Raw genomic sequence first — 24,655 nt, 5'->3', positions numbered from 1 at the left:
GATCTCATCCCCCGTGGCACTGATGTCCGGGCTCGTCATGACTGCATGGATTGCCTCCCGTCATAAGCGTCCCCTGCAGGAAACTCGCCGCGATATCCTGCGGAGAGCCGCCCTGTGCGCCGCATACCACTTTGATCCCTTTCTGGCGGAAGATATCCTGCGCCCTTTCGCCCATGCCGCCGGCCAGCACCGTATCCACGCCCTGCTCCGCAAGCCATTCCGGAATAATGCCCGGCTCGTGGGGCGGTGGCACGCGCTTAGTTACATCGGTTATTTCCCCGTTTGTCACACTGACAAGGGCAAACTCCTCGCAGTGCCCGAAATGGTTGCACAGTTTCCCTCCCGCCAGCGGGATGCCGATCTTCATTGCCATCTGACCATCGCCTTTCTCCTGTTTCAGATTTTCTGTTATCCGTCGCACAATATCCTCTAGACAACTCTTAGCCGGACTGTCCGCTTTGACTATACCGCTACCTTGATCGCCAGCCTCGACGACGCCCGGGTCGATCGGAATCCTGCCGAGGAAGGGTACGCCCCACTGCGCCGCGGTCTTCTCGCCGCCGCCGCTCTTGAAGATATCGTGCCGCTCGCCGCAGGTAGGACAGACAAAGCCGCTCATATTTTCGATGATCCCCATTATCCTGATGTTGGTTTGTTTACAGAAGTTGAGCGATTTCCTCACATCGGCCAGAGCTATTTCCTGCGGCGTCGTGATGATTACCGCGCGGCAATCGGGAATCCTCTGGGCGATGGTCAGCGGCTCGTCGCCTGTGCCCGGCGGACTGTCGATGATAAGGAAATCCAGTTCGCCCCAGTCGACGTCGGCCAGAAGCTGGAGGATAACCCCCATCTTCACCGGCCCCCGCCAGATTATCGGCTGATCGGGATTGTCGAGGAAACCTTGAAAGGTGACCACCCGCAGGTTCTCGTTCATCTGGAAGGGCTGGATTTTGTCACCCACGATGTTGAGCGGCATGCCCTTCAGGCCCAAAAGGCCGGCTACGCTCGGCCCGTGGATGTCGATGTCCAGAAGGCCCACCCGATATCCGAGGTCGCTTAGGAATAAGGCGGCGTTTACCGCCGTTGTGCTCTTACCGACTCCACCCTTGCCACTCATGAACATGAGAGTATGGCTCACGCCGCTGAGGAAGCGGCCGATTTTTTCGTCCTGGGTTTTATCCTTTTGTTCCCGGTTCGCACATGAAACCATGTCTTCCACTCTCCCTAAACAGTAATTCGCGCATTCTTTCTTACAAGCTTCCTGACGTTGACGGCGTCGGGGGTGCGCAGCGCCGAAAGCCGTCCTTCCAGCAGCAGGTCGACGGCTTCGGCCGCCGTCCCAGACGGCGCGGCGAAAATCTCGATGCCCGCGGCGGATAATTCACGGAATGATAGTGGATCGAGGCCTGCTGTAATCAGCGCCTCCACCCTTTCTGCCTGCAGCCGGCGCGGCCTGAGGCCGGGAGCGTCCTTGGCCCGCGGCCAGAAAGGACTTTCAAGCCTGTTCCACCCGCCTGTCACGGTATCGAAAATCAAGGTGAAGGGCGCGACCGCAAATCGCCCGTCCACCGACGAGCCCGGCGCCAGACCGTGCGCCGTCACAGCTATTCTCATGGCATCCCCCGCCTTCCGCCAAGTCTGTCGATTAACCGTTCCAACCCCCAGGCCGCCGCTTTGCCAGGCTCGACCCCCAGCAGCCCGGCCACTGCCAACCACAGCCTTCTTATCTCACCGGTAAGCGCGGCGCTGCCGGTCTCCATAACGGTACAACCGGTTAGAGCGGCCTCCCGGAAAACGTCGTCATAGGGAATTTCCCCTACGACCGGAGCTCTTTCCCGACGGCTCAGCGCCACAATAGCACGGGTGTTCTCTTCACTGATGTCCGCTTTATTGATGCAGACCGCAACAGGTACGCCGAAATGATGGCAGAGGAAGAAAAGCCGCTCAAGGTCATGTATTCCCGACAGTGACGGTTCAGTAACCGCCAGGACGAGGCTCGCTCCGGTCAGCGCCGCTATCGCCGGGCAGCCGACTCCGGGAGGTCCGTCGGTGATGATGAGCGGCAGACGACGCTTTTCCGCCCGGCTTTTCGCCTGACGGCGGACCTCGCTGACCAGTTTCCCGGAGTTATCGACCGCCAAACCAAGCTCGGCATGCACCAAAAGGCCGTGGCGGGTCTCGGAAACCAGCCATTGCCCGGCTTTCTTATCCACCATCGAGATGGCATGGGCCGGACAGTTGAAGGCGCAGACCCCGCAGCCCTCGCAGGCGAGCGGCCGGGAAATCACCCCGTCCTCGATTGCGTCAAAACGGCATAGGTTCGTGCACCGACCACAATGCAGACACGCCTCCTCATCGACGACGGGTGCGAATCCGGCGAAAAAATCGTGGGCTTCCTTCAACCGCGAGCCAACCACCAGATGGAGGTTGGCTGCATCGACATCACAGTCGGCCAAAATCTTCGCAGGTGCGAGGGCGGTCAGAGCGGCGCCGATGCTGGTTTTTCCGGTTCCGCCTTTGCCGCTGGCTATGACAAGCTCCTTAACCATCGCTGCGCCTCCGGTACTCCCGGTCCAGCCGCCGCCATAGTGTGTCGGCGGCCTCCCTGTATTCTCCGTCGATCATCCCGGCGGCGTACTTGGCGGCAAACTCCCGGCTGTTAGGCAGGCGGGCCAGCACCTCCACCCCATGGGCGGCGCACCACCCTTCCACCGCTTCGTCCCCCCGACCGCCGTCGCTCTTGTTGATTACTACCCCGTGCGGGATAGCCAGCATACCCGAGACACCGGCGGCAAGCTCAAGGTCATGGAGTCCGAACGGCGTAGGCTCGGTGACCAGCAGGCAATAGTCGCTGCCCGCGACCGCAGCCACCATCGAACAGCTCGCGCCCGGCGGGCAATCGAGAATAATATCGGCGTCATGCGGCAACTGCTTCTTCATAGTTTTTATCAGGGGAGCCGCGGCCGGAGTGCCCACATCCAGCAATCCGCTGATAAGCCGTTGCCCCGGAATGTTCATGGTGGCAACCCCGGTTCGGAAAACGCCGATCTCCCGCCGTTCTTCGCTCACTGCCTCACGCGGGCAGGCCAGAAGACAACCGCCGCAGCCGTGGCATAATTCCGGAAACAGCAGGGGCGTCCCGCCGGCAACCGCCAGAGCGTTGAACAGGCAATACTGAACGCACCGGCCGCAGCCGTCACACTTATCCATATCAAAGCGCGGCACCATGACTCCAGCCCGCGTCTCGGTCTCCCATTTCGGCCTTAAAAAAAGATGGCAGTTCGGCGCTTCCACGTCGCAGTCGGCAATAATGGTCCCCTCGCGGCTAGCCGCCAACAAGAGCGCCACAGTGGTCTTGCCTGTTCCCCCTTTGCCGCTGGCGATGCTCAGGATCAAGCTGAATACCCCCTACCCGTCCTTTTTGTCCACCGTTTTAACCGCGTCCGCCATCGCCCGGTATGCGGCAGCCTGGCGCTCCAGCACTGCCGCCTGACGCTCCAGAGCATCGGCGTTGGGCACCGGCTCGCCAAACCGCGCCAACCCACTGCCCATACTAAGCCCCACTGCCAGTCCCCCAGCAGCGCGCGGCCCCCGGCAACCCGGCCCGAGCCCCATTGGTCCTGTTCCGTCTCCTCTTGGCATATCTACATCTCCTCCTTAGTTTATGAAATATATTTCATAACATACGCAAAAAATTATTCCTCTTCCCGTCTGGCTTGCTGAGCCTGGCAACTAGGGCAGTTCATATCACGGCCCCTTTGTCCGGTGCCGTGCGGCACAGCCCACTTATGCCCGCATGCGCCGCAGACGAAATGCCGCAAGCGATCGCGGTTGGTATGATCGAGGCGGAAAGAGCCTCCCTCGATCCTCAGCGCTTTTCCCTGCCACAAGGCGGTGGCGATTTTCTGCCGCGCTTTGTTTACGATGCGGTGCAGCGTCGGCCTGGATACCGCCATGCTGTCCGCCGCCTCGCCCATGTCAAGCTGCCCGCAGTCAACCAGACGGATAGCTTCCATCTCTTCGAAAGTAAGCACGATTTCGTCGAGGTCCCGCAAAGGGATACCGACGGGCTTGTAATGGGTAATCGGCGGCAATTCCTGGATTCTGCGTTCCTTATGCGGTCGTACCATAGGTCACCTTTATGAAATATATTTCTAAATAGATATTACTCCTCCAGAACGATTGTGTCAATCCCGTTGAGTAGTTTTCCCCCAATATGCAAAACAAACGTGAAAGCACCGCCTCCCCGGCGATGCTTTCTCATGCTTCTAGGATAAATACTCTTTTATACTGCGGCCTTGTTTGGCGAGGTAATCCAATATCGCCGACTGCAACGCACTGACGCTCAGGTCGGAGCAATGCCGTTTCTCCTCTGGCAAGCCCCCGAGAGCGTCTATTATCTCTTCCTCGGTAATCTGCAAGGCATCCCTAATACTCTTGCCCTTGGCAAGCATCGTGGTCAGACTGCCGGCGGCGATTGCCGCCCCGCAGCCGAAGCCGAGAAAGCTGATATCGCGGATATATTCACCGCTGACCCGGATGAACATGGTGAACTTGTCGCCGCATTCGGCGTCGTATTCGCAGCCCACTCCGTCAGCATCCGCCATATAACAGGCATTGCGCGGCATCATGAAGTGCTCCATAACCTTTGCGGAGTACATAAGATCCCCTCCCCATATTATTATATACAAGGAAAACCGAAGATCTCCTGTCAGCCGGCAAGTATACACGCTATAAGGGAGAGCGGCTTATCCCGCCCTATCCTGCTTGTTGAGCATAATGTCCAGGATGATCTTATCCATCTCGATCGTCCCCTGATTGCCGATCCGGCAAAGATTATCGATCGAATGCACAGGACTTGTCTCGATTATGCCGTCGGTCGGTTTAATTCCGAAGCCCCTTACCGCCAGGAGCGCCGACTGCGCCGCCGCATTGGTGCAGGTCGCCACCTTTAGTGCGCAACCCGGCTTAGCGCCGTCACATAGCATACCGGTCACATTTCCCAGCATGTTCTGGATCGCCATCTTAACAGTAGCGACGTCGCCGCCTAGAAGATACGCAATGCCGCAAGCGGCTCCGGTGCCCGAAACGATGGCGCCGCAGAGCGCCGATAGCCGTCCGAATTTCGATTTGATGAAAATCGCGATCAGGTGACTCAGCGTGACAGCCCGCAAAATCCTCTCTTCCGATGCGCCCAGCCTTCTTCCCACCGCCAGCACAGGCACCGTGGCCGATATCCCCTGATTGCCGCTCCCCGAGTTACTGACGACAGGCAAAGGGCAACCCGCCATCCTGGCGTCTGCGGCTGCGGCGGTCAACGCCGTGGCTTGATTGACGATATCGTCGCCGAGGATTTTCCGCTCGATATTATCCTGAATCATCTTCCCCACCTGCAATCCGTATGGGTTGCGCAAGCCTTCGGCGGCGATGGCCCCGTTGAGGTCCATACTATGCCGGACAATATCCAAGTCGCGGATATCGGCATGCTCTACGAAATCCCAGATCGAATCGATACTGAGGAACGAGAGTTCTTCTTCGCCTTCGTCAGCTTGCTGGACGTTTTCCTCCGCCCGGTTAATCACCAATCCGTCAACTTCCACGAGGCCTATCTTCGTGTGTTCATCGGCAACAACCGCCCTGGCGCACGAATCGGCGGTGCGGATGTTGACCTCGATATAGAGCTTCTTATCCGAATCCGCCACCTGAACGTTAACGATACCCCGCCTGACGAGGTCTTCGGCAGCTTGAACGTCCTTTTCGTCAATACCGGACAGCACTTCAAGGGTCCTCGTCGCGTCCCCCGCCACGACACCTAAAGCCGCGGCCATATCTACCCCGCAGTGCCCGGTGCCGGGGATGGTCACCGACATAGCGTTTTTCACAACATTGCCGCTGACGAAAACGTCCACAGCCTCGACCTCAGAGCCGCGTACGTGCTCCCGGGCGAGCGCCGCCGCGTACGCGACAGCTATCGGCTCGGTGCAGCCGAGCGCGACCACCAGCTCGCGCGAAAGCAGTTTCAGAAATTCTGTATAGTTCATAACAAACCCCACTTATCCTTCATAATGTTCAACGGATGCTACTTAGGATCGACTTCGTATCCGGATATAGTCTACCAGCAATTCGTCCGTCTGACCAGTAAACTTCAGGTAAAGCACTGACAGCGCCTTATACATCAATAGCCGATCGCAGGTTGAACAACCTCGTAATAGAACCGGGGCTGCGACAGTTCCTCCAGAGATACCGGGTTGTCGAGCGCCAGAGAAAAGATCAGGCGTGCCGGCAAGGCAAAGTTGAGATTCTGGCCGCTGTCGTTATAGAGGTTTATCACCCCGACCACTTTGCCGTTCATGTTTACTACCGGGCTGCCGCTTGAGCCGGGTCCGATCGGCGCCGTTACCTGGATTGTCCTGCCGACCGACAGGTCCTGGAACGCCGCCACAATCCCCTCCGACACCACGAAGCGATACCCGCAGGGGTTACCGATCACGACGACAGTCTCCCCCTTCCGCGGCAGCTCGGCGGCAATTTCAAGAAAAAGTGTAGCTCCAATAGGCTTTTCCACTTTAAGTTTAATCAGGTCGAAAGCGGGATTAACGCCCGTGGCCTTGGAGACCCAGTATTTGCTGCCGTCCGAAGTCTCCACCGACGCCTTGCACGCGTTGTTGAGGACGTGGCGGCCGGTTACGAGTTCACCCTCGGCGCTGATAAAAAAGCCACTCCCGGTTCTTAGCGGGCAACCGGCACAGTCAAACGTCTTTATCAGCACCACAGCCGGTTCGATGCGCGCCACCAAATCCGGCAGGGCTTCCGCCGACACTGTGCAAGCTGATGAAATGAATGCCAGTAAAAGTACAGCTTTCCTGAATGTTATCACCACAAAGCCCTCCTCCACCAAAACTCAAGCGTCTGAAGGACAACGAGGGATAGAATATTGCACGGCATCGCCCCTGAGTCAGGTTTATGAATTATATTTCATAATTCAACCATGGAACAACAGTCGTTCCATTGAAGCTATATCACGTCATTACCGAATTTAGTCATACGCAAGACGGGTTTTTTCGTCGGTCAACGTTGGCTCGATATGGCTTTGCCATTCCGGCGTGTTCCAGCTTCCCAGCGATTCGTGTACATTATAGTATTTCTGAGGAATGGGATGGGTGCCGACAACTACTTCCATTCCATACCTCTCGGTGATGAAGCTGCGGAAATAGCCGATGTGAGGACAAGGAGGGTAGCCCACCAAAAGACCGGTAGCGAGGTGAACGACCTGGGCGCCGTTCTTTTTCATCTCCTCCGGAGCATATTCGATGTTGCCGCCAGGGCAGCCGCCGCAGCTAGTGAAGCCGACGATCTCGACCTCTTTACCCTTGTAGCGCGAGAAGGCGCCTTCCCTGTTCTGCACCGCGCGGAAGCACTTGCCGCCGGCACAGGATTTATAACGGTCGCAGATCACGATGGCGATTTTCACGTTTTCCTTCATCTTCATCTCTCCCTCGCAATTCGGAAATGAGCTAGACCGGTAAGACGACTGATTGAAGAACGTATTCTTACTTATAACCCCGGATTCCTGCCTAATTATTACTTATTTATCAGAAATGCGCAAAGCCCGCGATAGAGCAGTGCTTATTACTCAACAAGAAAGGACGGTTCTACCCGTCCTTTCTTGTTATTCAGAGTTACCTGTTGCTCTTGGCGGCGAAAAATCGTTTTAAGTTATCGGGCACTTCCTTAACGGCCGGGCGGGCAGATTGCTGTCCCCCGTAAACATGCCTTAGTATCGCGTCAACGATCATCGCCTTGGGCGGTGTGGTATATTCCCGGCCCTGCCATAACCATACCCGGCAGTCGACGTCTTCCCCGCAGACATCTCCACATGACTCGCACAGGCTTTCCTTGCCGTCGAGCTGAATGTCCTGCCCGTTAATACGGATAGTAGGTGAACTAACGAAGCCAAGTTCGAGGGCCTGCTCTTCGCTTTCCACCAGTATCTTGCGGACATCGATTTCGTATCCGGTAGCCCTCAGTACGTTTGCTATTTCGGCAACGGCCTCTTCCAGGCTGACGTCGGCCCCCAGACAGCGATCACATACCGTTAGATCTATGAACATGAATTCGATGAGCAGACGCTTTTCGACGCATCCTTCAGGGGAACAACAATTCGCTTCACTGGCGGCGCCTGAGCAGCACCCGCTTTGTGCAGGTTTATCGTTACTCTGACAACTACACCCCTTTGTCTTTTGTTCCATTGTAGTTTCCTCCCGTCATTTATCAGTGAGCCCATATATTAAGACGGAGGTTTCACCAAAAGGACGCAAATTTTCACGACAAATTGCAAAAAGGGTTAGTCTTTTCCTTCTGCTTGTAATCCACAATGTTTCCACTACGGTCAAATTCAAGGCTGCAGCAATCAGAAAGCAGTTTCTTCAATTTTCTTTTGGCCCTCTGGACGCGCGATTTTGTGCCCGACAGAGACAAGCCCAGGATTTCTGCCGCTTCCTTCTGCGTCAAACCCAGATACTCAGTCAGCACTAAAGCCAGCCGGTCCTTTTCAGAAAGATGACCGACCATTGCCGGCAAGCACCCTGCAATCTCCTTATTGCCATTCTCTTCAGGCTCGATCGTTGCGCGATCAGAGGTCTCTTCAAGCGGCTCGGCTACCCTGCGGGTACGATAGTAGTCGTTAATAGTATTGCGGGCAATCTGAAATGCCCAGGTTTGGGCTTTTCCTGCTTCCTTAAGGGTATTAATATGCCTGCAGGTCCGGCAAAAGATCTCCTGGAGCACATCTTCTGCGTCGTGCGGGTTTGCTATCCGCTTGGCGATGAAATTTTTAAGGCTATGCATAAACTCTTCAGTAAACAGGTTAGCCGTACCACTCATTCTCTCACCAACCACTCGCATCGTCACCTTTCGGCAGTCACAACAAGGTACTTAAAAAATAAAAACTTCTCAACCTTAACGATAACTTTGGAAAACACGTCCTCCATGCTACCCCGGTAATATACCTTTATGCCGTCGACTTCCATTTGCTCGAAAGTCTCGCTTCTTTTAGGCATGCCCAGTCTCACGGACGGGAAGCGGGCACTCTGCCCGCATTTGCCGCCGCTTCAAACACCGCCGGGGCGCTCGACGGCACTCAGATTTATGCTCTTATCCTTCACTTTCAGGAAAATGTATTCCCTGGCGTCGTCCTCGATCATTATTACCATTAGTCTTGTCCCTCCCATTTACGCCGTGCTAGTCACCGCTTTTCAGTTTCCCGCCCCGCTAACTCTCCAAGGAATTCAATAGCAACCGGCAGAGAATAACATCATCTATCTTGTGGTGCGGATCAAGTCCTGTGACGACCTCAAAGCGGCTCAACCTGTACAAAAGGGTGTTACGGTGAACGTGCAGCCTGTCTGCGGTCGCGTTGATGTCTAAGTTATTTTCCAACAAAGCCTCAATAGTTCGCCTGAATTCGGGGTTGTCCTTAACAGCCGCCCCGAAGCGCTTCGCTACTCCGGCAAGGGCCAACTTCGTCGAGTTGGTCAAAGCTTCCCTGGAAGCATAACGGACAAGCACCTCCCGTTCATAGATGCATCCCGTCCTTTTCGCCGTGTTCGTATGGGCGAGACAGAATAGTGCCTGCTTAAAAGATGCGTTATACTCAACCGCTGAATTGGCAACCGCACCGATTCCGCATTTGTGCGGAAAATCGGGATCGAGAAAGGTGCTCATCTTTTCAGTCCATTGCAATAAACGCTCTTCGTGGAAATCTTGCGAACATGCTTTCAGTATGACCAACCGCTTATCGAGAATAACAGCGATATCCTGTTCGGCAACCAAATCACTGTTGCCGAATCTCTCAATCACACTGTCCTCGGCTCTCTCTGTCACGAATTCTGACGGCCCGTATTCTTCCTTAAGCTTCGTGATCAGGGGGGCGACATCGACTAATACTACGGCTCTGGGGACCGAGAGGTCTAATCCCAGTGCTGATGCCGTCCTCCTCAGCTTCGGCGATATCTCACCGGCGGCATTCGTCACCGCCATATCGATCAACTGCTCCCGCAGACGGAGCTTCGAGCGGATATCCCTTTGAATTACATCACGTTCCAGAATAAGTTCGGTAATCATCTTAACGAGGCGCCCGGTATCCCTAACCTCGTCCGGATGACCGAAAACCCCCACAACGCCGACAACCTGCTCGTCCATCACAATCGGCAGGTTCACACCCTGCAGCGCACCCGGATAAAGAGCGAGCTCTCCCGGGAATATCTCGATTACCGCCCCGGTTTCGATAACATCCCTGGCACCCTTGTGAAAGGTATTCATGCGGTGAGGGTGTCCGGTGGCGATAATTATTCCTTCCCTGTTCATGATGTTGACGTTCCTATGAACCAGGCACATAGCGTTATCCACGATTTTCTGAGCCAGTTCCGGGGAAATGATCATAACGCATTTACTCCCCTCTTTGTGTAAAACGCACAAAAAACACGTGTAATCACTCAGAATTTTCTTTTTATCGGCCAATTGTCTCCAACAGGACTGAAGTCTTATTATTATCATAAAGGATATCCTTAACATATGGAAGATGATCATACCCATAAAACCCCAATTGTCACATTGAACAATTGGCCTGCTGGATTTTTATCTAAAAGGAGGAGAGATGAATTGGGTACCACCGGTATGATGATTATCCTTCTAGTGGCGATCGCGCTAATTATCTTCCTGACAATCCGCCTAAAAATCCACGCATTCGTCGCCTTGCTCTCGGCCTGCTTATTCATCGGGTTTGCCACAGGGATGCCCTTCGACAAGATTCTAAAATCAATCGAGCTTGGCATGGGCGGGTTCCTGGGCATGTTGGCCCCCATCCTAGCCCTGGGTGCGATCGTCGGCAAGATGATGGAGATTTCCGGCGGCGCCGAGAGGCTTGCCCGCACGATGATCGCCGCTCTCGGCAAGCGCAACACCCATTGGGCGATGATGATCGTTGGTTATATCTGCGGTATTCCCGTATTCTTTCAGGTCGGTATCGTCCTTCTTATGCCGTTACTGTTCTGCGTAGCCATCGAAGCCGGCATGTCCCTCGTCATGGTCGGCGTCCCGATGATCATCGGTCTGTTGACTGTGCACTGCATCGTCCCGCCCCATCCGGCGGCAACAGCTGTCGCGGTGGGCCTTAAAGCAGATATCGGCCGCGTGATACTGTACGGCCTGATAGTCGGTTTGCCAGCCGCGGCAATCGCCGGCCCTATCTTCGGCAAAATGGTCGGCAACAAGTTCGAGCTGAATCCGCCCGAACACCTCCGCAAAGCCGAACCTACGCCGGACGACAAGCTCCCTCCTTTCGGCATCACCTTGTTTACCATCCTCTTCCCGCTATTGCTTATGATCTCGAAGACCGTCCTTGAGTTTGCACTGGGAAAAGCCCACCCCGCGATGGTCTACATCAACTTTATCGGCGATCCCGTCACCGCCCTGTTTCTCGCAGTGTTCCTATCCTACTGGACTCTTGGCCTCAACCGCGGCATGAACATGGAGAAGCTGCAGAAATTCAGCGAAGTCGCGATCGGCCCGATGGCCGCCATCTTGCTCATCATCGGCGCCAGCGGCGCCTTCAACAAAATTCTCATGGACAGCGGCATCGGCAACGCCATCAAGACCATCCTGATGTCCTGGACGATCAATCCTCTTATACTGGCCTGGACCGTCGCCATCGTTATGCGCTTCGCAGTCGGCGGGGCCACGATCGCCATGATAACCGCCGTCGGCCTGGTAACGCCGGTGCTCCCAATGTATCCAGGTCTCGACCCGGCCCTCGTCGCCGTTGCCATCGGTGCAGGAGCCATCGGTCTGTCACACGTGAACGATCCCGGCTTCTGGTTCGTAAAAGAATATTTCGGTATGCCGATGGGCGACCTGTTCAAAACTTACACCTTGTCGACAACCATTGCCTCGGTAGTCGGCCTGGTAACCCTTCTGCTGTTTAGTCAGTTGGTGGGATGATGTTAATTCATTAAAGGGGGGCTTGCCTTGAAAGTCACCGTAGTAGTTGACAACTCCGTGCCGATCAGCGCCAGGCATCCGTTCCTGGCTGAACACGGCCTCTCGCTATTAATCGATACCGGATCAAAAAAAATCCTCCTCGACACCGGGCAATCGGCGGCGGTCGTCCATAACCTCAGCCTGCTCGGCGTTCACCCCCGCGAACTCGACGCCGTAGCCATAAGCCATGGACATTATGACCACACCGGCGGTCTGCCCCACATCCTCAGGCATCGCCAGAAACCCATTCCGGTTTACGCCCACCCCGCCATCTTCGGCCACCGTTACTCGGTAGCCGGGGGCATAAGGACCCACATCGGCATGCCCTTCGTCAAAGAGGAAGCGGAAGCATGCGGCGCCATATGGAAGCTGAGCGAAGCGCCCCTGGAAATTGATTCCGGGCTCTGGTTCAGCGGCGCAATGCCCAGGCAGACCGCTTTTGAGCTAGGCGATGACCGACTTATCGTGCCTGACGCCTGTGGCTGCGATTGCCAGGATTTCATCCCTGACGACACTTCCCTCTACTATGTTAGCGATAAAGGGCTAGTGGTAATAGGCGGTTGCACCCATTCGGGGCTGGTCAACACCGTTTACCGCGGATTTGAGCTCACCGGGCAAAAACGCCTTTCCGGCTGGGTCGGCGGCACGCACCTTGGCCCTGTCTCCAAGGAGCAGCAAAAATCTACCCTAGACCTGCTGGAGGAGTTTGCTCCCGATTTTATCGCCGCCAGCCACTGCACAGGCTTTGACATGATGTCGGCGCTAAAGACCCGCTTCGGCCCGAAATTTTCCACCGCGTTCGTGGGTACTGTAATAGATTTCTAAAGAAAAACGGCCTTACGGCCGTTTTTCTTATTCTTCCAGCGTAAGACATCTGCTTTAAGTCGCAACTAAACAATGTATACTAAATTGTTTAATCCCAGACACATGATCGGATTATTTCCAGCACTGTATATTAGCCTAAGGCTCAATAACGAACAAAAAAATATATTTCTTTGTTTATACAGAAAAAGGACACCCTGTGTCCTTTTTCATAGTCATGTAGCCAGCTGGTCGTCTAATATAATACATCTTGGTTAGTTCTTCTTTACAATGTGCTCTTTTTCTCCGTTGGGATATAGCCGGTAGACCCCTTCGTCATCGCCGTGGGTTGTAGCGATTCCGGCGCCGTGAGCTTTGGCAATCGCTTCCCCAGTTGCTCTTTTGAGTAATAACTTTTCTATATCAAATCCATTTGCTGCAAGGGCCTTTTCGATAAATCGTTGCTGCTTGATAAGATATGCCATACTTCTGAACTCCTTTCGAAGATCTTTGTTTTTACTTTCATCGGAAAATTTCTTTTTATAGGTCCCGATTTTTTCGCCAACCATCACGTACTCTTTAACTAGAACATCAAGCAATAGCATAGCGACAACTTCCCCGCTTGTTTAATTGATCTTCATCCCATATTCTTTCTTCAATGCGCGCCAAAATGCAAATGCGTCGTGAAACCCCCGAATACCTTTTTTCTGCCCGCTGCATATTAGACAGCGAGACCGCCATCGTTCATTATCTTGATCTTTGTCTTTAAGTTGCTGAAACAGCTCTTCCACTGAAGTTGCTGTGCTGACAAAAAGACAACATGGACATACTCTCCTTCCACAGTGATGGCAAACCTCCAAATAATAGTAATCCGTCTGGGCCATGTCAAATTCGTCCGGAACATACTGACAACAGTCACACCGCAGGTGTTCGTACACGGCTAATCATCCCCCTTGTACTACTACAACTCGATAAAAAGCGCTCCTATTCTTCCTCAAGAGTCGATATAACTGACTTACAGAATTGTTTACGTCTATCTGGATAGCGAAGATAACAGCGCCCTCTTTTGTCGCAGTGAGCCGTTGTCAGGCCGTTTGCATGGATCTCGGCGATAGCCCTTTTTATTGTGGTCTGTATCGCCTCCAGCGGGGGATTCAATGGTTGATGACTTAGTACGCGGATTCTTTTCTCCCGGCAGTATGTTTTTCTCCCATCCTCATAAAGTCGGAAAAAGCCGTTTTCGTCCCGTCCGTATTTGGGTTTATTAGCATATTGGGGAAAAGCTTCATTAGACGAGCTAATTACCTCCGCGTCGTCAGATGCAAAATCTTGCTCAACCTCTTTCGTGTCTGCGATAAACTCATTATCTACCGCTGCTCTTGACATTGCTTCGCGGTAATTGCTGTTCGCGGGGTTCTTATCCGATTCACTCGTACGGTCGCCCATAAACTGATCCCTTAAATCCTTAATAGCTGCAGGGTGGAAAGATCTTGTTCTTCTTCCCCTCGATCCGAAAAGATTGCTTTTATCACTATTCATACTGTCCTCCTTTTGAAAAATACTATTATGAAAGCCACATATTACTACTAAACGCAGACGATATTTGTACCATAATTATTGTATAAATACAATAATTATGGGCGAGGTAACCTTACGGCTGACCTCGCCCTTCGTAACGTGTAACAGATATTCATGGCCCAGGGGGTTTTTCATATATACCTCCGCCAACACACTATCTTGCAATAGTATTCCAGGTAATACAAGCAATATACGTGAATTCTATTCCTCTAGGCATTTTTGAAAAAGCCCCTACAAATCATCTCTGATACTTCGGGCCGGTAATAACCTTTATGTAACATAAACTCATTGAGTTACTTTCACCTTCATGCAATCAGAAATACTCCTAAGGCCATTAGGTTTTCTTGTTGTTTTTGACTTTGTTGTTATCTCGTTTTTTTCGTTCACCACCATAACCGGTGATTTCGCAGATTCGATCACGGATTTGTTCAACTGATTTAAGTGAGCGATCTAAATCAATTAGCAGGCTATTTAATTCTGAATCTTTGTACCCGGGTAATAATGTCTGTTGTTGCTGATTTGGCCGTGACTCATTTTGACGACCTTCAATATTGCGCATGGTGGAATTTAGGCAAGGAAGTAATTCAATTATTAAGTGTCCCGACTCTTTAGGATGAAGATTTTGAACCACAGCATTACCGCCGTATAAGACCTCAAGTTCTCCAATCGAAATATCACATTTTGGTCTATTTAAGATACTATCTTCTTGAACAATATCCCGAACAATACGACGACCAATACCAAAGCCGAAGTTACGTAGTTTCGATTCAATCGATAATCCCGCAAATAATCCATACCAGATCAAGAGCGTCGGAAGTTTGGATAGATAAGGAATCAATAATTCATAATGATCAAAAGTTCCTGGTGCAATTCGACTGGCGAGGTACCCTCCAATAAAAGCAAGTTTTACTTTATCCGGTCCAGATTGCTGACTTAGAAGGGTTAGAGCCTTCTCTACTTGAATCACTCGTTCTTCTCGAGGGCCTTTTAATAATTCATTTGTAACATTTTTTTCAAAAAGATCGCGTGTAAGAATTCGCCAGTTGTCCTCACTAATTTCCCCTGTTATAGAGATTTGGCGACATGCCGAGGAAATAATCTCATTGGTACTTCCAGAGTACAACATTTTGAAGTGACTGTGCTTGGATATATCAAATACAGTCCTCCATACTTGATCCAAGTCATCGATAGATAGACTTAATAGTTTTTGCCCAGTAAGCCGTCGGGCCTTTAACCATAGTTCACCTACACCATCTTTTTTTGGCATTACCATGTTACTTGCAACTGCCCGGCTCATTGTAAAAGAATACGTACCCGCAAATGCAGTCATACTTAGCCTATTGATATCTGATTGACCCGCTAAATATGTTGCAGCCTCTCCTATTATCATTCCAATACATATAGTTTCTAAATTTCCTAAAGTAAAATGAGTATGGGTTTCAATGGCTGCCTGAAAAATTTCCCTGTTAACGACATGACAATGTGCAGTTAAAGGCCTGCAGTAATTAAGATATGTACCAGTCCATGCAAAAAACTCTCTCGGAGTAATTTTGTCTAATACTATTACCGAAGGGATTTTACCCCATTGCCGTGGATCTTCTCTCCAAATGAACTGTAGCTCGCTTTGACTTTCCGGCAATTCATTAATTAATTCCAACTGTCGTAATGGTTTTTCGGGAAGCCGATCAGATTGGATTAAATTAAGTAAATCCTCTCTGGCCACATCTTGTAACCACATTGCTATTTCCTCCCAAATACATCTTGAAGATTTGGCAAATCGGGGTGTGGGTTTAGGCTGGCCAAAGAAGCTTCGAAATAACCAATTAAATCTTTTTCATAGTAAATTGAAAGCGAAGTTTTAGCCCGAGTAACTGCAGTGTAGGTCATATTACGATTGAACTTAAATTTATTCAGATAATTGCATCCCGCCATATGAAGGGAACGCACTTCAAGCCCTTTAATTCCATGAAATGTTGACATCAAGATTGGCTTGTCAGGCTGAAGTGGCTCATGTTCACTTCCAAACTGGGGGGTCACCCGGTGCCCAAATGGCGATTTAGAAATAATTGACCACAATTGCAATAATTCTTCGCGTCGTGGGCATACAATTCCAATTAAATCATTGGGGTAGGCCTTAAGCTGGGCATCTAATTTCTGAATAATCCTTCTGGCTTGGTCTTCAATATCTTGGCAATTAAAATGTTCAACACTAGAAGGATTCGCATCTTCGTCATAATTAGATGTTTCTGCCAATCGGTCATAATCACCTGTATCTTTTGCAATTCCATCTGCGACTTTACAGATTTTCAAGCCATTACGATAATGGTATTTAAGCCGCGTAGGGTTACCTAAAATAGCATTAAGTGTATCGAGAGGGCTGGCACCTTGATAAATCTTCTGGCGTTCGTCAGCAACTACAAATAATTTACGAGCTAGTTTTTCAAAAAGCTGTATTTCCTCTGGGAGATAGTCTTGAGCTTCGTCTAATAGAATACAATCATATATTTTTGAAAGACGCCGTTGTTTAATCAGATCGTTAGCTTGATCCAATAAATATTTGCGCCGTTCCTCAAATTCTTCCGGCGGCTCAATACTAACACCATACTGACGCAAAAGATCCTGCTGCCATCTCTGGCAAGTTTGAACTTTCTGGGTAGGAAAGGAATACTTCTCTCCGCCGCTTGAAATAAACTCTTGGAGAGTCCGGGTAAATACTATAATTAATATGTTCTTTTCCCCCGCAAGATACATATAGTTAGCCCGAAGAAGAAGCAGATTCGTCTTCCCGGAACCAGGAGGCCCTACTACCCAGTTACTTTTCCCTATAGGTAAGGTAATGACCGCTCTTTGATATGGGTCCAAGTCATCTTGTCCAACCCACCAAGCACTACTCATTATACTCCCTCCTAAATTTCCGAAAACGGACCGATCCGCTCAACATCGGATTTTGATTTAAGTTGTTGAGCCGCATCAAGTGATAGATATAAAAATTTCTCCATTTTATCTTTTATAATCGACTCGAGATAAACACCTGAGAAAAGAGGAGAACAATTTTTTTCCGGAACTGTGGGCATGGCAATTCCTTCTTTAATGACCGAGCTCCAATAGGACAGTGAAATGGCCTTTGTATCAAAATCCAAAAGCTCCATATTAATACACAAATAGAGTGACGCAGAAAGTTGATGAGGTGATGATGGGGGAAAGATTACTATAAGCTGTTGAGCACTAGTACGAACTTCCATTGGGGGAAAATTATGTTTACGCGAACATACTGATCTAATTATTCTCTCGAGCTTTTCGAGAATTTGCTCTTTCAGTTGAAGACGACGCCTTGTTTCCGATTCTTTTAATTGCCCAAATCTATCTGACTGAGCCGCCAAGTGCCGCTGGCGAATTCTTTCTTTTATAGCATCGATTGATTGCGATGATTGCTCAGTCTGTGAGAAATTTTCCCATCGAAGGAATTGTAGTCGAACTTCAGGGTTTTTAATGAGACAAGTACTCGCTAGATGAATTAGATCAGGTGAAATTTCGGCAGTATTAGCATTTATATTCGGCGTTATATTTTGGACGGCGTTAACTAGTTTAGCAAACGGGTCGCTATATTCATCAAATAGGGGTTTTCTCATAATCAAATCATGAAGTACTGCACCTATCTGATAGAAGGTCACTGCCCGCCACCCATCAATACTATCTTTTTCCGTTCTCATCAAAAATTCAGGTGAACTATATCGCAAAGTACCGATAAATTGACGTGCGTTTCCGTCAGTAAGATTGGAGTTCCCAATCGGCCTTAAAACACCTAAGTCAAGTAAGATTGCCTTTTTATAATCAGGTGTAATTGCTATATTAGATGGTTTAATGTCACGATGGCAAAGATTAAGCGACTCCAGATATTGGGCTGCACTTGCAATTTGGGATATAATTTTACGTATGTTCTCATTAGGAACATTTTTAATGACGCTGTCTAAAGAAGGCATATTAAGGTAATTCATTACAACAAAAAGATGCCCGGTTGCGCTGCATTCTCCACCATCGATGATGCTTATTAAGTTGTCATGTTTTTTCCCCCGAAGGAGTAATTCTCTCTGGATTCGCTCTAATTGAGTACCTTTACCGAAACGCTCTATTAATTCTGGATCAAAAATTTTAACAGCACCTATTTTTTTTCGGAACATACCTTTAAAAACCAACGCTGATTTGCCGTTATTGATATATTCTATTATTTTCCACTTTCCGATAGATTTTCCTATTAACTCTTCAGACATACGCCTTGCACGGGTTTCGTCCATCTTAATCATCCTCTTCCCTTTAAACAGCGTATTTCCATATAAAGGGGAACAAAGACAAATTTATATAATTCGATTAGTACCTTTTTTCCCTGCACCCCAACCCATGAATATAATGCTCCCACAGGCTAAGACACGGAAAAAGGGGGAAACCAAGCAAGTCTCCGCAAGTCAACTATCTCACTACAATTGGGAACAGTATAAAAAACACGGTACTCTTCTTGAACAACGGGAAGACCAAGAAACCTGTGCCCCTTTGTCTTCTAGGCGGATTCCCTTTTGAGTGGTTAATATCCGGGCTTTAGTGTTATGCCATACGAACCATTTTTTGCAATAAGGCAGAAGAACCCATCTCTTATCTCACATAGGCCCTATCGAAACGCCCGGAGACAACTGTCGATTATTTCTGTTCTATTTATGGCAACCTTGAAGGTAGTTGAACAGTCATTCCAATAAAAATCTTTCTATCGAAACAAGTTTTTCAGATGGCAATTGCTTTACAGAATGGTCAAATACAATTTCCTCCAAACTGATGTCAAGGATATAATTCTTGACCCATTCTATTTCTTCAAAAGACAAACCGTAACGCAACATTAATATTTCCTTATCGTCGTCAGTACCATACTTAAAATAGTTAGACAATCTTAATGCTCTTTTATCTAATGTTTTTTCATAGTACTGATAAAAAATCGCATAAAAAATATCGCTGAGTTTGAAACTAATCAGCTTGTCAATGTAGTCATATGTATCAAACACAATTCTATCATAGTCAACATTTTTTGCCTTCGTTCCTTTTGCATAAAGGCTATAGTTATGTAGATTGACGTTAGGTAAATCATCATATCCCCGAATAAATCTCGCGTTTAACTGCTCTGATTGCTCGTTATAAAACTTTTTTTGGGACGTTGATGTTGCCTTCTTAGCCCTTTCTTCCAATTCCCTCCGTTCCGGGACGCAGGCAGCAAAGGCATAACGACGCCAACAGATATCTTTGAATGTTTTGCAATGAACTTTCCAAATGAGGATTTTAATTGCAGTATTTAGGACGCTTTCCTCACCATCAGACAGCATCCTTCCATTTAAATAATACCTGTATAGCTGAATAAAATATTTATAAAGTTCAAGCCGAAAATTTTTATCTTGATTGATTACATCTAAAGAGATGAATTGCTTATTTACAAACATCGCTCCTAATATATTTTTAACTATATCATCTATGTTTCCGTCTTTAAGTCTATTTACCTCAGCGTTTGTAAGATTGAATTCATCGGAGAACTCACCTCTACTTATTGCTTCTTTAAACTCTTTATAATCTGCATCTCTTCCGTCCTCGTCTGTATCCAGTAAAGACACATTGTTCAAAAACTCTTCTTTTAACATAACGGCTCGAAAACTACTGATATTATTAGTCTTAACCACAACGCTACCGTAGTCAAATTTTAATGCTTCCGTAGAGCGTCCAGCTCTGCCAATAAGGTTTTTCATAGATAAAGTACGACTTGCTTCGAATGTATTAAGGTACACAACATCAAACGGCATATTAATGCCCTGCTCAAGTGTAGATGTAGCAAAGCAAATTCTGCAAAAACCTTGTTGCGTAAAATGTTCTAAAATAAGTCTCGCTTGCAATGGCAATGACCCATGGTGAATAACTATTCCACGCTTAATCATCTCCATCATATTAGAACGATAATACGAGTCAGTGGCACCAATATAATGATTCAATTGGTCTATGAGCTTCAAAGCTTTTGCATCTGTTATTAGCGAGCAGGCATTAAGATAATTAACAAATTTATTAAAAACGGATTTATCGTAAATGCTAGCTTTTGTTGTGTATATTAAAATACTTCCTCCATTATTAATGGCTTCCATCAGCGGATCAAATCTGCTTTTTATTTTTTGTTTGCCCATGATTTTCTTATCTATTCCAAAATGGTAATATTCATTACCATCATGTGCAAAAAAAAGCTGCCCAACATTTTTTTGCTGATATTGTAAGGCTTCAGACTCAATTAGATCAAAATTGTTTTTTTGTAACTGTGCATCTGGATTGGAAATAAACGGATGCGCAAATATGTATTTTGCATTTGGAAACGCCTTCTGAGCTCGTCGTACAATACTATCAAAATAAAGACCTCTAACCGATTCTTCATCACTTAGCTGTGCTTCATCAAATAAAAACATTTCAATATTTAAGTTGTCCTTAAATTTAAAAAGCTCTTTTGCTCTTTCAGGCGTTAAAACAAATACACTTCTTTTTACATGTTTTGTATTTATAAGATCGACAAAAGAAAGCACATTAACGGTCTTATCTGTTATCAGGTTGCAAATCCTGTCATAGTATTCATTGATGAGTGCCCTGGACGGTACAATAATAACGACATCATTCTCTGATTCTTCAATAAGTTTTCTGAAAACGTAAGACTTTCCTGTACTCGTTGGCGCGGAAAAACTGAAATTCTTGTATTCCTTGATTTTTTGAACAATGTTTGCCTGCACAGGGGTGTAACTAACTTGATATTTTTCTTTAATATACTCTCCATACATTTTGAATAAAGCACTCTGCAATGTTATTGCTTGCGGGTTTTTATAAAAAACACCCATGATTTCTAAAATTTCATCTTGTACCTTCTCAAAATATTCGGAGGCAAAAATATTCAAATAGGACAGGATTTCCAAGCCTGTCGTGGAGGTCGGTCCCTCTATAAACAACTTTCTTTTTGTAAAACCGTATATCTCATTTAAACGATTCTTCTCAATAATTTCTTTTATAAGCTCTTTCATATGTTCACTGCCACCAAAACAATTTCCTCATAGGCTAAGAGCATCTTATAATCTTTATTATTTGTTATATTATTAATTAAAATGTCTGAAGATGTTCCTTTTGCGGAAAAGCCTATTGCAAAACCTTTTGTTCCTTGCGAAGCTTTTTCTAATGTTGCTGGGCTGATAAAATCTCTAAGGTCCGAAATATCTTTAATATCTTTTTTATCATTTATAAATTCGATTACTTGCCTAAGTCCTGTGCCATAAGCATTTTTACCGCACAAATACTTCGCTTCTCCGAAAATTAGTACTTCACAGTCATTTTGGGTATGGAAATCAAAGCCGGGATTTCCTGATACCTGCTGGCTGTACAATTCAGCGAGTGGAACACTTAGATATTTCAGTTGGTTGACAATAGCATTTCTTGATAACTCGGACACAACATATTCTCCGGCATCACTTGATACTTTGTCCGACGCCGATGCGTTCAGCTTTTTAGTTATATCGCTTATGGTCGGTACGGCTCTCACTTTAAAACTCTCTCGAATGTATTCTTCATCAAACCGACTTATCCACGAAAGGTCAGACAGTGTGTTAATGATGTCTTTCAAAGTTGCTTGTAAATCAATGGGCTCAACACGAATAAAAGCAACTCTGCTATGGTTACTTGTGTCAATCTTTTTCATATCGAGCACTCTCATATTTTTTCACCTTCTAGACAATAGTTTATTAGGCGAATGTAATGTTTACTATCGGTTGGCAACATTACATTTATCGAGTTGATTGCTTTACAAAAGGTGATACCAAAATATATCTTCCAAGATCCTACCTTCTTCATCGAATAATCAGAAAACAAACATTAATCCACTAATTTCCATTATATATCTGAACAATTGTTAAAACAACAAAAAACACCAGGCTCCACCTGGCGTTTTCTCCCTACGTCCGCGGGAACATATACAATTCCTTACAAATACGAAAGAAGCCTTGCTCTGCAAGGCTTCTTTAACTGTGTTTTCTTTGCAGCAAAACTACCGACTCAATGTGGTAAGAATGTGGAAACATATTGGCAACACTATGTTAATATAGGCTGCGAAATACAGCATTTTACTAAACTCTTTCTCGCAAATCAATTAAACTATAGTCAACAATCTTTCTTTTTTTTGTATCAATCACTATTTCCAGAACGGGTCTTCCTAACTCTCTATCTGCACACTCATATAAAATATCAGTTTTTACGGAATCTAGATCGACAAATTTCCTATCTGTTGAATCGTCTTTCATTGGTAACCCTCCTCATTTTTTATCCTTTCAACTACTTCTGACGGTCTTTCATCTTGATATCGCTTAAGAATCTTATTTACCCGTCCTTCAGCTCCTTTCCTCCTGCCGGCAGCTCGCATAATCTTCCATACTACCGGTTTAATCCTGTTCTCTATCATCTGCTCGATAACAAACATAATACGTCTATCCTGAAATTCCTCAATCGTTTCCGCTACCGTTTCTAATACTTCCCGAGTCCGAGGAAGCTTGGCTAAGTGTTTATGCAATAGACTTAGGCACCCTGCTTCCTTCCCAAGTGAACTAATAGTTACCCTAACTAGCGGTTCCTTGTTCTTTATTAATTTTGCGGCAGAACGCACTTCTATGCAGATTCTCCCATCTCGCTCATCCCAATTAATTCTAGACTGGATTGGACCCCGCCCTCGAATAGCAGGAGGTAAATTTGTAGATAACCAGAAACGGTCATGCCTATAAAGCCATATATACACTCCTGGAATAATATTTCTAAGTTCTGTCCGGCATTTATCAGGATTTAATCTGACTGTCAGCAAGAGCTTGGCACGGTAATTGTCCCGCCTCTTGTCCTGATTTTCTTTATAGCAATCTTCATACTTTGCTTTTTCCCCTAAAATTATCGCTAGTTGGTTCTTTACTGTTTCAGGATCAACCGCCAATCTTCGCGCGACCTCTCGCAAACTGCACTTTTCAACGATAATATACTCCCAAAGTTTCTGAAGCCATCTTCCGCCGAAAGATTTTATACGTCCAATCTTGTACCTTGAATCAACATTACTATCCGGTCCACTGCGCGCATAAGAAAATCCGCAATCACAGTTGAAGGTTCCGACTGGACATCCCATTTTTGAATCTCTTGATATAAGACACGTATGGATAACGTTCTTCCGATAATGTTCACATACAGGATTCAAGCACGGCCACGGTGCTTCCCCGAATGACTTAGGTTCTTCGAAGCTACGAGAGAAGAAGCCTTCCGGCGTTGTCCCGAGAAAGAGCATTAACAAAAGATGACGTATAGGGTGGCAAGCTGTCCGTGGCTTTTGAAGAAGCCTCGAAAGCCAAGTTTCTGTTTGATTACTTTCAATGGCACTAAATGTTTCATCCACAAAGTCCGCTGAAAAGAACCTGTTGAAGGCTTCCGCTACTTCCTTTTGCCTGATGCGTCCCCGGAACGTTGCAAGATCCTTTTTATACAAAAGGTCAACGTAGCGTTGCCTAATATTTTCTAAGCCGACGACGGGTGATTCTCCTTTAAGAAGCCATTGTACAGCTTTTGCGATATCCGTTCGGGGAAACGCAAAAACCTCTGGTTCTACCGAACTACATCGCATGACTTCAGTTGGAACAGAATAAAAGATGGTCTTATTACTCAGAGGGGAAATACATATTTCACTCTTTGACAGCTTACAATAATGAGTTGGACACACCCCAACCCCGGGCACTTGATGTACCCTATGCCAATACGCTTCTCCTAAAATATTTATGTCTTCCCTTATACACTGTTGACAGTACCGAAGGTACCTTAGCATCGGTATACCACTTGCCATAGCGCCTACAGTTTGATAAAGCAACCTTCCTTGCTCGCCGATCATGTATCTTAAAATCATGTCGCCCCTATTTACAGGCAGAAATGGGCGAAAGAGCGGAAAAAGCGTATGCTGGTTTATAAGCCCTTCAGCGGTAAGCGTTGTTCCCGATGGCAAAAAGTTGATTAAACGCCCAATGTGACTTGGGAAACCGACCGTAGCGCATCCGCCGTTTTCTCCTATTAGCCCAGCTAGTGTACGTTTGAAAAAGGGTGAATGATTCCAATCATGGTATCGGCTGCAAATGCTGAATAGAATCTCGTCAGGATACGGCGAGGGAAAGAATGGCAGCATACA

Annotated in this window: 24 protein-coding genes; 2 read left to right on the top strand and 22 right to left on the bottom strand. The window is 47.8% G+C overall.

The annotated features are described in order from the left end of the window. Positions 1-4: 4 nt before the first annotated feature. From RIN56_13210 to RIN56_13150, 13 genes are all read right to left on the bottom strand, one after another. Positions 5-1,210, bottom strand: coding sequence for an iron-sulfur cluster carrier protein MrpORP (locus tag RIN56_13210; protein MDR7867766.1), 1,206 nt, complete (start codon positions 1,208-1,210; stop codon positions 5-7). A gap of 14 nt (positions 1,211-1,224) precedes the next feature. Next, positions 1,225-1,614 carry a NifB/NifX family molybdenum-iron cluster-binding protein gene (locus RIN56_13205; GenBank protein MDR7867765.1) on the bottom strand — a complete coding sequence of 130 codons (390 nt, stop codon included), beginning with the start codon at positions 1,612-1,614 and terminating at the stop codon, positions 1,225-1,227. After that, the gene (locus tag RIN56_13200) at positions 1,611-2,549 is read right to left on the bottom strand and encodes an ATP-binding protein (GenBank protein ID MDR7867764.1); all 939 of its coding nucleotides are present in this window, start codon (positions 2,547-2,549) and stop codon (positions 1,611-1,613) included. The genes RIN56_13205 and RIN56_13200 overlap by 4 nt, the downstream gene beginning before the upstream one ends. Continuing rightward, the gene (locus tag RIN56_13195; protein ID MDR7867763.1) at positions 2,542-3,396 is read right to left on the bottom strand and encodes an ATP-binding protein; all 855 of its coding nucleotides are present in this window, start codon (positions 3,394-3,396) and stop codon (positions 2,542-2,544) included. Before RIN56_13195 ends, RIN56_13200 begins: the two co-directional genes overlap by 8 nt. A gap of 12 nt (positions 3,397-3,408) precedes the next feature. Next, positions 3,409-3,552: a hypothetical protein gene (locus tag RIN56_13190; protein MDR7867762.1), complete on the bottom strand. Its 144-nt coding sequence runs from the start codon at positions 3,550-3,552 to the stop codon at positions 3,409-3,411. A gap of 143 nt (positions 3,553-3,695) precedes the next feature. Then, positions 3,696-4,130, bottom strand: coding sequence for a DUF134 domain-containing protein (locus RIN56_13185; GenBank protein MDR7867761.1), 435 nt, complete (start codon positions 4,128-4,130; stop codon positions 3,696-3,698). A 138-nt stretch (positions 4,131-4,268) separates the two neighbouring features. Beyond that, on the bottom strand, positions 4,269-4,661 hold the full coding sequence (locus RIN56_13180; protein ID MDR7867760.1) for an iron-sulfur cluster assembly scaffold protein: 393 nt from the start codon (positions 4,659-4,661) through the stop codon (positions 4,269-4,271). Between the two features lie 87 nt (positions 4,662-4,748). Beyond that, positions 4,749-6,041 carry an L-serine ammonia-lyase, iron-sulfur-dependent, subunit alpha gene (locus RIN56_13175; GenBank protein ID MDR7867759.1) on the bottom strand — a complete coding sequence of 431 codons (1,293 nt, stop codon included), beginning with the start codon at positions 6,039-6,041 and terminating at the stop codon, positions 4,749-4,751. 134 nt (positions 6,042-6,175) lie between these two features. Further along, a complete protein-coding gene (locus tag RIN56_13170) occupies positions 6,176-6,877 on the bottom strand; it encodes a S1C family serine protease (protein ID MDR7867758.1) in 702 nt (233 codons plus the stop codon). Positions 6,878-7,036: 159 nt separating this feature from the next. Beyond that, the gene (locus RIN56_13165) at positions 7,037-7,483 is read right to left on the bottom strand and encodes a CGGC domain-containing protein (GenBank protein ID MDR7867757.1); all 447 of its coding nucleotides are present in this window, start codon (positions 7,481-7,483) and stop codon (positions 7,037-7,039) included. 196 nt (positions 7,484-7,679) lie between these two features. Continuing rightward, positions 7,680-8,111: a DUF2703 domain-containing protein gene (locus tag RIN56_13160; GenBank protein MDR7867756.1), complete on the bottom strand. Its 432-nt coding sequence runs from the start codon at positions 8,109-8,111 to the stop codon at positions 7,680-7,682. Between the two features lie 211 nt (positions 8,112-8,322). Then, positions 8,323-8,883: an RNA polymerase sigma factor SigZ gene (gene sigZ / locus RIN56_13155; protein ID MDR7867755.1), complete on the bottom strand. Its 561-nt coding sequence runs from the start codon at positions 8,881-8,883 to the stop codon at positions 8,323-8,325. Positions 8,884-9,270: 387 nt separating this feature from the next. Then, positions 9,271-10,593 (bottom strand): sugar diacid recognition domain-containing protein, encoded by a 1,323-nt coding sequence (locus RIN56_13150; GenBank protein ID MDR7867754.1) that lies wholly within the window; start codon positions 10,591-10,593, stop codon positions 9,271-9,273. Positions 10,594-10,659: 66 nt separating this feature from the next. Between RIN56_13150 and RIN56_13145 the strand changes: the two genes are divergently transcribed. Together RIN56_13145 and RIN56_13140 are read left to right on the top strand one after the other, a co-directional pair. After that, positions 10,660-11,997 carry a gluconate:H+ symporter gene (locus RIN56_13145; GenBank protein ID MDR7867753.1) on the top strand — a complete coding sequence of 446 codons (1,338 nt, stop codon included), beginning with the start codon at positions 10,660-10,662 and terminating at the stop codon, positions 11,995-11,997. 27 nt (positions 11,998-12,024) lie between these two features. Then, positions 12,025-12,861: an MBL fold metallo-hydrolase gene (locus RIN56_13140; protein MDR7867752.1), complete on the top strand. Its 837-nt coding sequence runs from the start codon at positions 12,025-12,027 to the stop codon at positions 12,859-12,861. 251 nt (positions 12,862-13,112) lie between these two features. On the opposite strand, the gene RIN56_13135 is transcribed toward RIN56_13140, so the two are convergent. The 9 genes from RIN56_13135 to RIN56_13095 all read right to left on the bottom strand — a co-directional run bounded on the left by RIN56_13135 (position 13,113) and on the right by RIN56_13095 (position 24,652). Further along, positions 13,113-13,442, bottom strand: a complete 330-nt coding sequence (locus RIN56_13135) for a hypothetical protein (protein MDR7867751.1) — start codon at positions 13,440-13,442, stop codon at positions 13,113-13,115. 379 nt (positions 13,443-13,821) lie between these two features. Then, complete coding sequence (locus RIN56_13130; GenBank protein MDR7867750.1) at positions 13,822-14,376, bottom strand: hypothetical protein; 555 nt, start codon at positions 14,374-14,376, stop codon at positions 13,822-13,824. A gap of 373 nt (positions 14,377-14,749) precedes the next feature. Further along, positions 14,750-16,153 carry a hypothetical protein gene (locus tag RIN56_13125; GenBank protein MDR7867749.1) on the bottom strand — a complete coding sequence of 468 codons (1,404 nt, stop codon included), beginning with the start codon at positions 16,151-16,153 and terminating at the stop codon, positions 14,750-14,752. 2 nt (positions 16,154-16,155) lie between these two features. Then, the gene (locus tag RIN56_13120) at positions 16,156-17,310 is read right to left on the bottom strand and encodes a UvrD-helicase domain-containing protein (protein MDR7867748.1); all 1,155 of its coding nucleotides are present in this window, start codon (positions 17,308-17,310) and stop codon (positions 16,156-16,158) included. An 11-nt stretch (positions 17,311-17,321) separates the two neighbouring features. Then, a complete protein-coding gene (locus RIN56_13115) occupies positions 17,322-18,707 on the bottom strand; it encodes a protein kinase (GenBank protein MDR7867747.1) in 1,386 nt (461 codons plus the stop codon). Positions 18,708-19,148: 441 nt separating this feature from the next. After that, positions 19,149-21,488 (bottom strand): DEAD/DEAH box helicase, encoded by a 2,340-nt coding sequence (locus RIN56_13110; GenBank protein MDR7867746.1) that lies wholly within the window; start codon positions 21,486-21,488, stop codon positions 19,149-19,151. Beyond that, positions 21,485-22,156: a hypothetical protein gene (locus RIN56_13105; GenBank protein MDR7867745.1), complete on the bottom strand. Its 672-nt coding sequence runs from the start codon at positions 22,154-22,156 to the stop codon at positions 21,485-21,487. Before RIN56_13105 ends, RIN56_13110 begins: the two co-directional genes overlap by 4 nt. Before the next feature lie 424 nt (positions 22,157-22,580). Continuing rightward, on the bottom strand, positions 22,581-22,754 hold the full coding sequence (locus RIN56_13100) for a hypothetical protein (GenBank protein MDR7867744.1): 174 nt from the start codon (positions 22,752-22,754) through the stop codon (positions 22,581-22,583). Beyond that, complete coding sequence (locus RIN56_13095; GenBank protein ID MDR7867743.1) at positions 22,751-24,652, bottom strand: TnsD family transposase; 1,902 nt, start codon at positions 24,650-24,652, stop codon at positions 22,751-22,753. Before RIN56_13095 ends, RIN56_13100 begins: the two co-directional genes overlap by 4 nt. Between the last annotated feature and the right edge of the window lie 3 nt (positions 24,653-24,655).

The sequence above is a fragment of the Sporomusaceae bacterium genome (genome assembly GCA_031460455.1).
Taxonomy (GTDB): domain Bacteria; phylum Bacillota; class Negativicutes; order Sporomusales; family UBA7701; genus Anaeroselena.
Note: the sequence above shows the minus strand (reverse complement) of the source record. Positions and strands in the feature narration are given on the sequence as shown.

Bases quoted from the DNA above. Each gene is read 5' to 3' on its own strand.
- RIN56_13180 (MDR7867760.1), bottom strand. From the start codon at position 4,661: ATGTACTCCGCAAAGGTTATGGAGCACTTCATGATGCCGCGCAATGCC.
- RIN56_13100 (MDR7867744.1), bottom strand. From the start codon at position 22,754: ATGAAAGACGATTCAACAGATAGGAAATTTGTCGATCTAGATTCCGTA.
- sigZ (MDR7867755.1), bottom strand. From the start codon at position 8,883: ATGAGTGGTACGGCTAACCTGTTTACTGAAGAGTTTATGCATAGCCTT.
- RIN56_13135 (MDR7867751.1), bottom strand. From the start codon at position 13,442: ATGCTATTGCTTGATGTTCTAGTTAAAGAGTACGTGATGGTTGGCGAA.
- RIN56_13105 (MDR7867745.1), bottom strand. From the start codon at position 22,156: ATGAAAAAGATTGACACAAGTAACCATAGCAGAGTTGCTTTTATTCGT.
- RIN56_13130 (MDR7867750.1), bottom strand. From the start codon at position 14,376: ATGAATAGTGATAAAAGCAATCTTTTCGGATCGAGGGGAAGAAGAACA.
- RIN56_13205 (MDR7867765.1), bottom strand. From the start codon at position 1,614: ATGAGAATAGCTGTGACGGCGCACGGTCTGGCGCCGGGCTCGTCGGTG.
- RIN56_13125 (MDR7867749.1), bottom strand. From the start codon at position 16,153: ATGTGGTTACAAGATGTGGCCAGAGAGGATTTACTTAATTTAATCCAA.
- RIN56_13150 (MDR7867754.1), bottom strand. From the start codon at position 10,593: ATGGGTATGATCATCTTCCATATGTTAAGGATATCCTTTATGATAATA.
- RIN56_13115 (MDR7867747.1), bottom strand. From the start codon at position 18,707: ATGGACGAAACCCGTGCAAGGCGTATGTCTGAAGAGTTAATAGGAAAA.
- RIN56_13165 (MDR7867757.1), bottom strand. From the start codon at position 7,483: ATGAAGGAAAACGTGAAAATCGCCATCGTGATCTGCGACCGTTATAAA.
- RIN56_13120 (MDR7867748.1), bottom strand. From the start codon at position 17,310: ATGAGTAGTGCTTGGTGGGTTGGACAAGATGACTTGGACCCATATCAA.
- RIN56_13200 (MDR7867764.1), bottom strand. From the start codon at position 2,549: ATGGTTAAGGAGCTTGTCATAGCCAGCGGCAAAGGCGGAACCGGAAAA.
- RIN56_13190 (MDR7867762.1), bottom strand. From the start codon at position 3,552: ATGGGCAGTGGGTTGGCGCGGTTTGGCGAGCCGGTGCCCAACGCCGAT.
- RIN56_13110 (MDR7867746.1), bottom strand. From the start codon at position 21,488: ATGAAAGAGCTTATAAAAGAAATTATTGAGAAGAATCGTTTAAATGAG.
- RIN56_13210 (MDR7867766.1), bottom strand. From the start codon at position 1,210: ATGGTTTCATGTGCGAACCGGGAACAAAAGGATAAAACCCAGGACGAA.
- RIN56_13185 (MDR7867761.1), bottom strand. From the start codon at position 4,130: ATGGTACGACCGCATAAGGAACGCAGAATCCAGGAATTGCCGCCGATT.
- RIN56_13160 (MDR7867756.1), bottom strand. From the start codon at position 8,111: ATGTTCATAGATCTAACGGTATGTGATCGCTGTCTGGGGGCCGACGTC.
- RIN56_13095 (MDR7867743.1), bottom strand. From the start codon at position 24,652: ATGCTGCCATTCTTTCCCTCGCCGTATCCTGACGAGATTCTATTCAGC.
- RIN56_13175 (MDR7867759.1), bottom strand. From the start codon at position 6,041: ATGAACTATACAGAATTTCTGAAACTGCTTTCGCGCGAGCTGGTGGTC.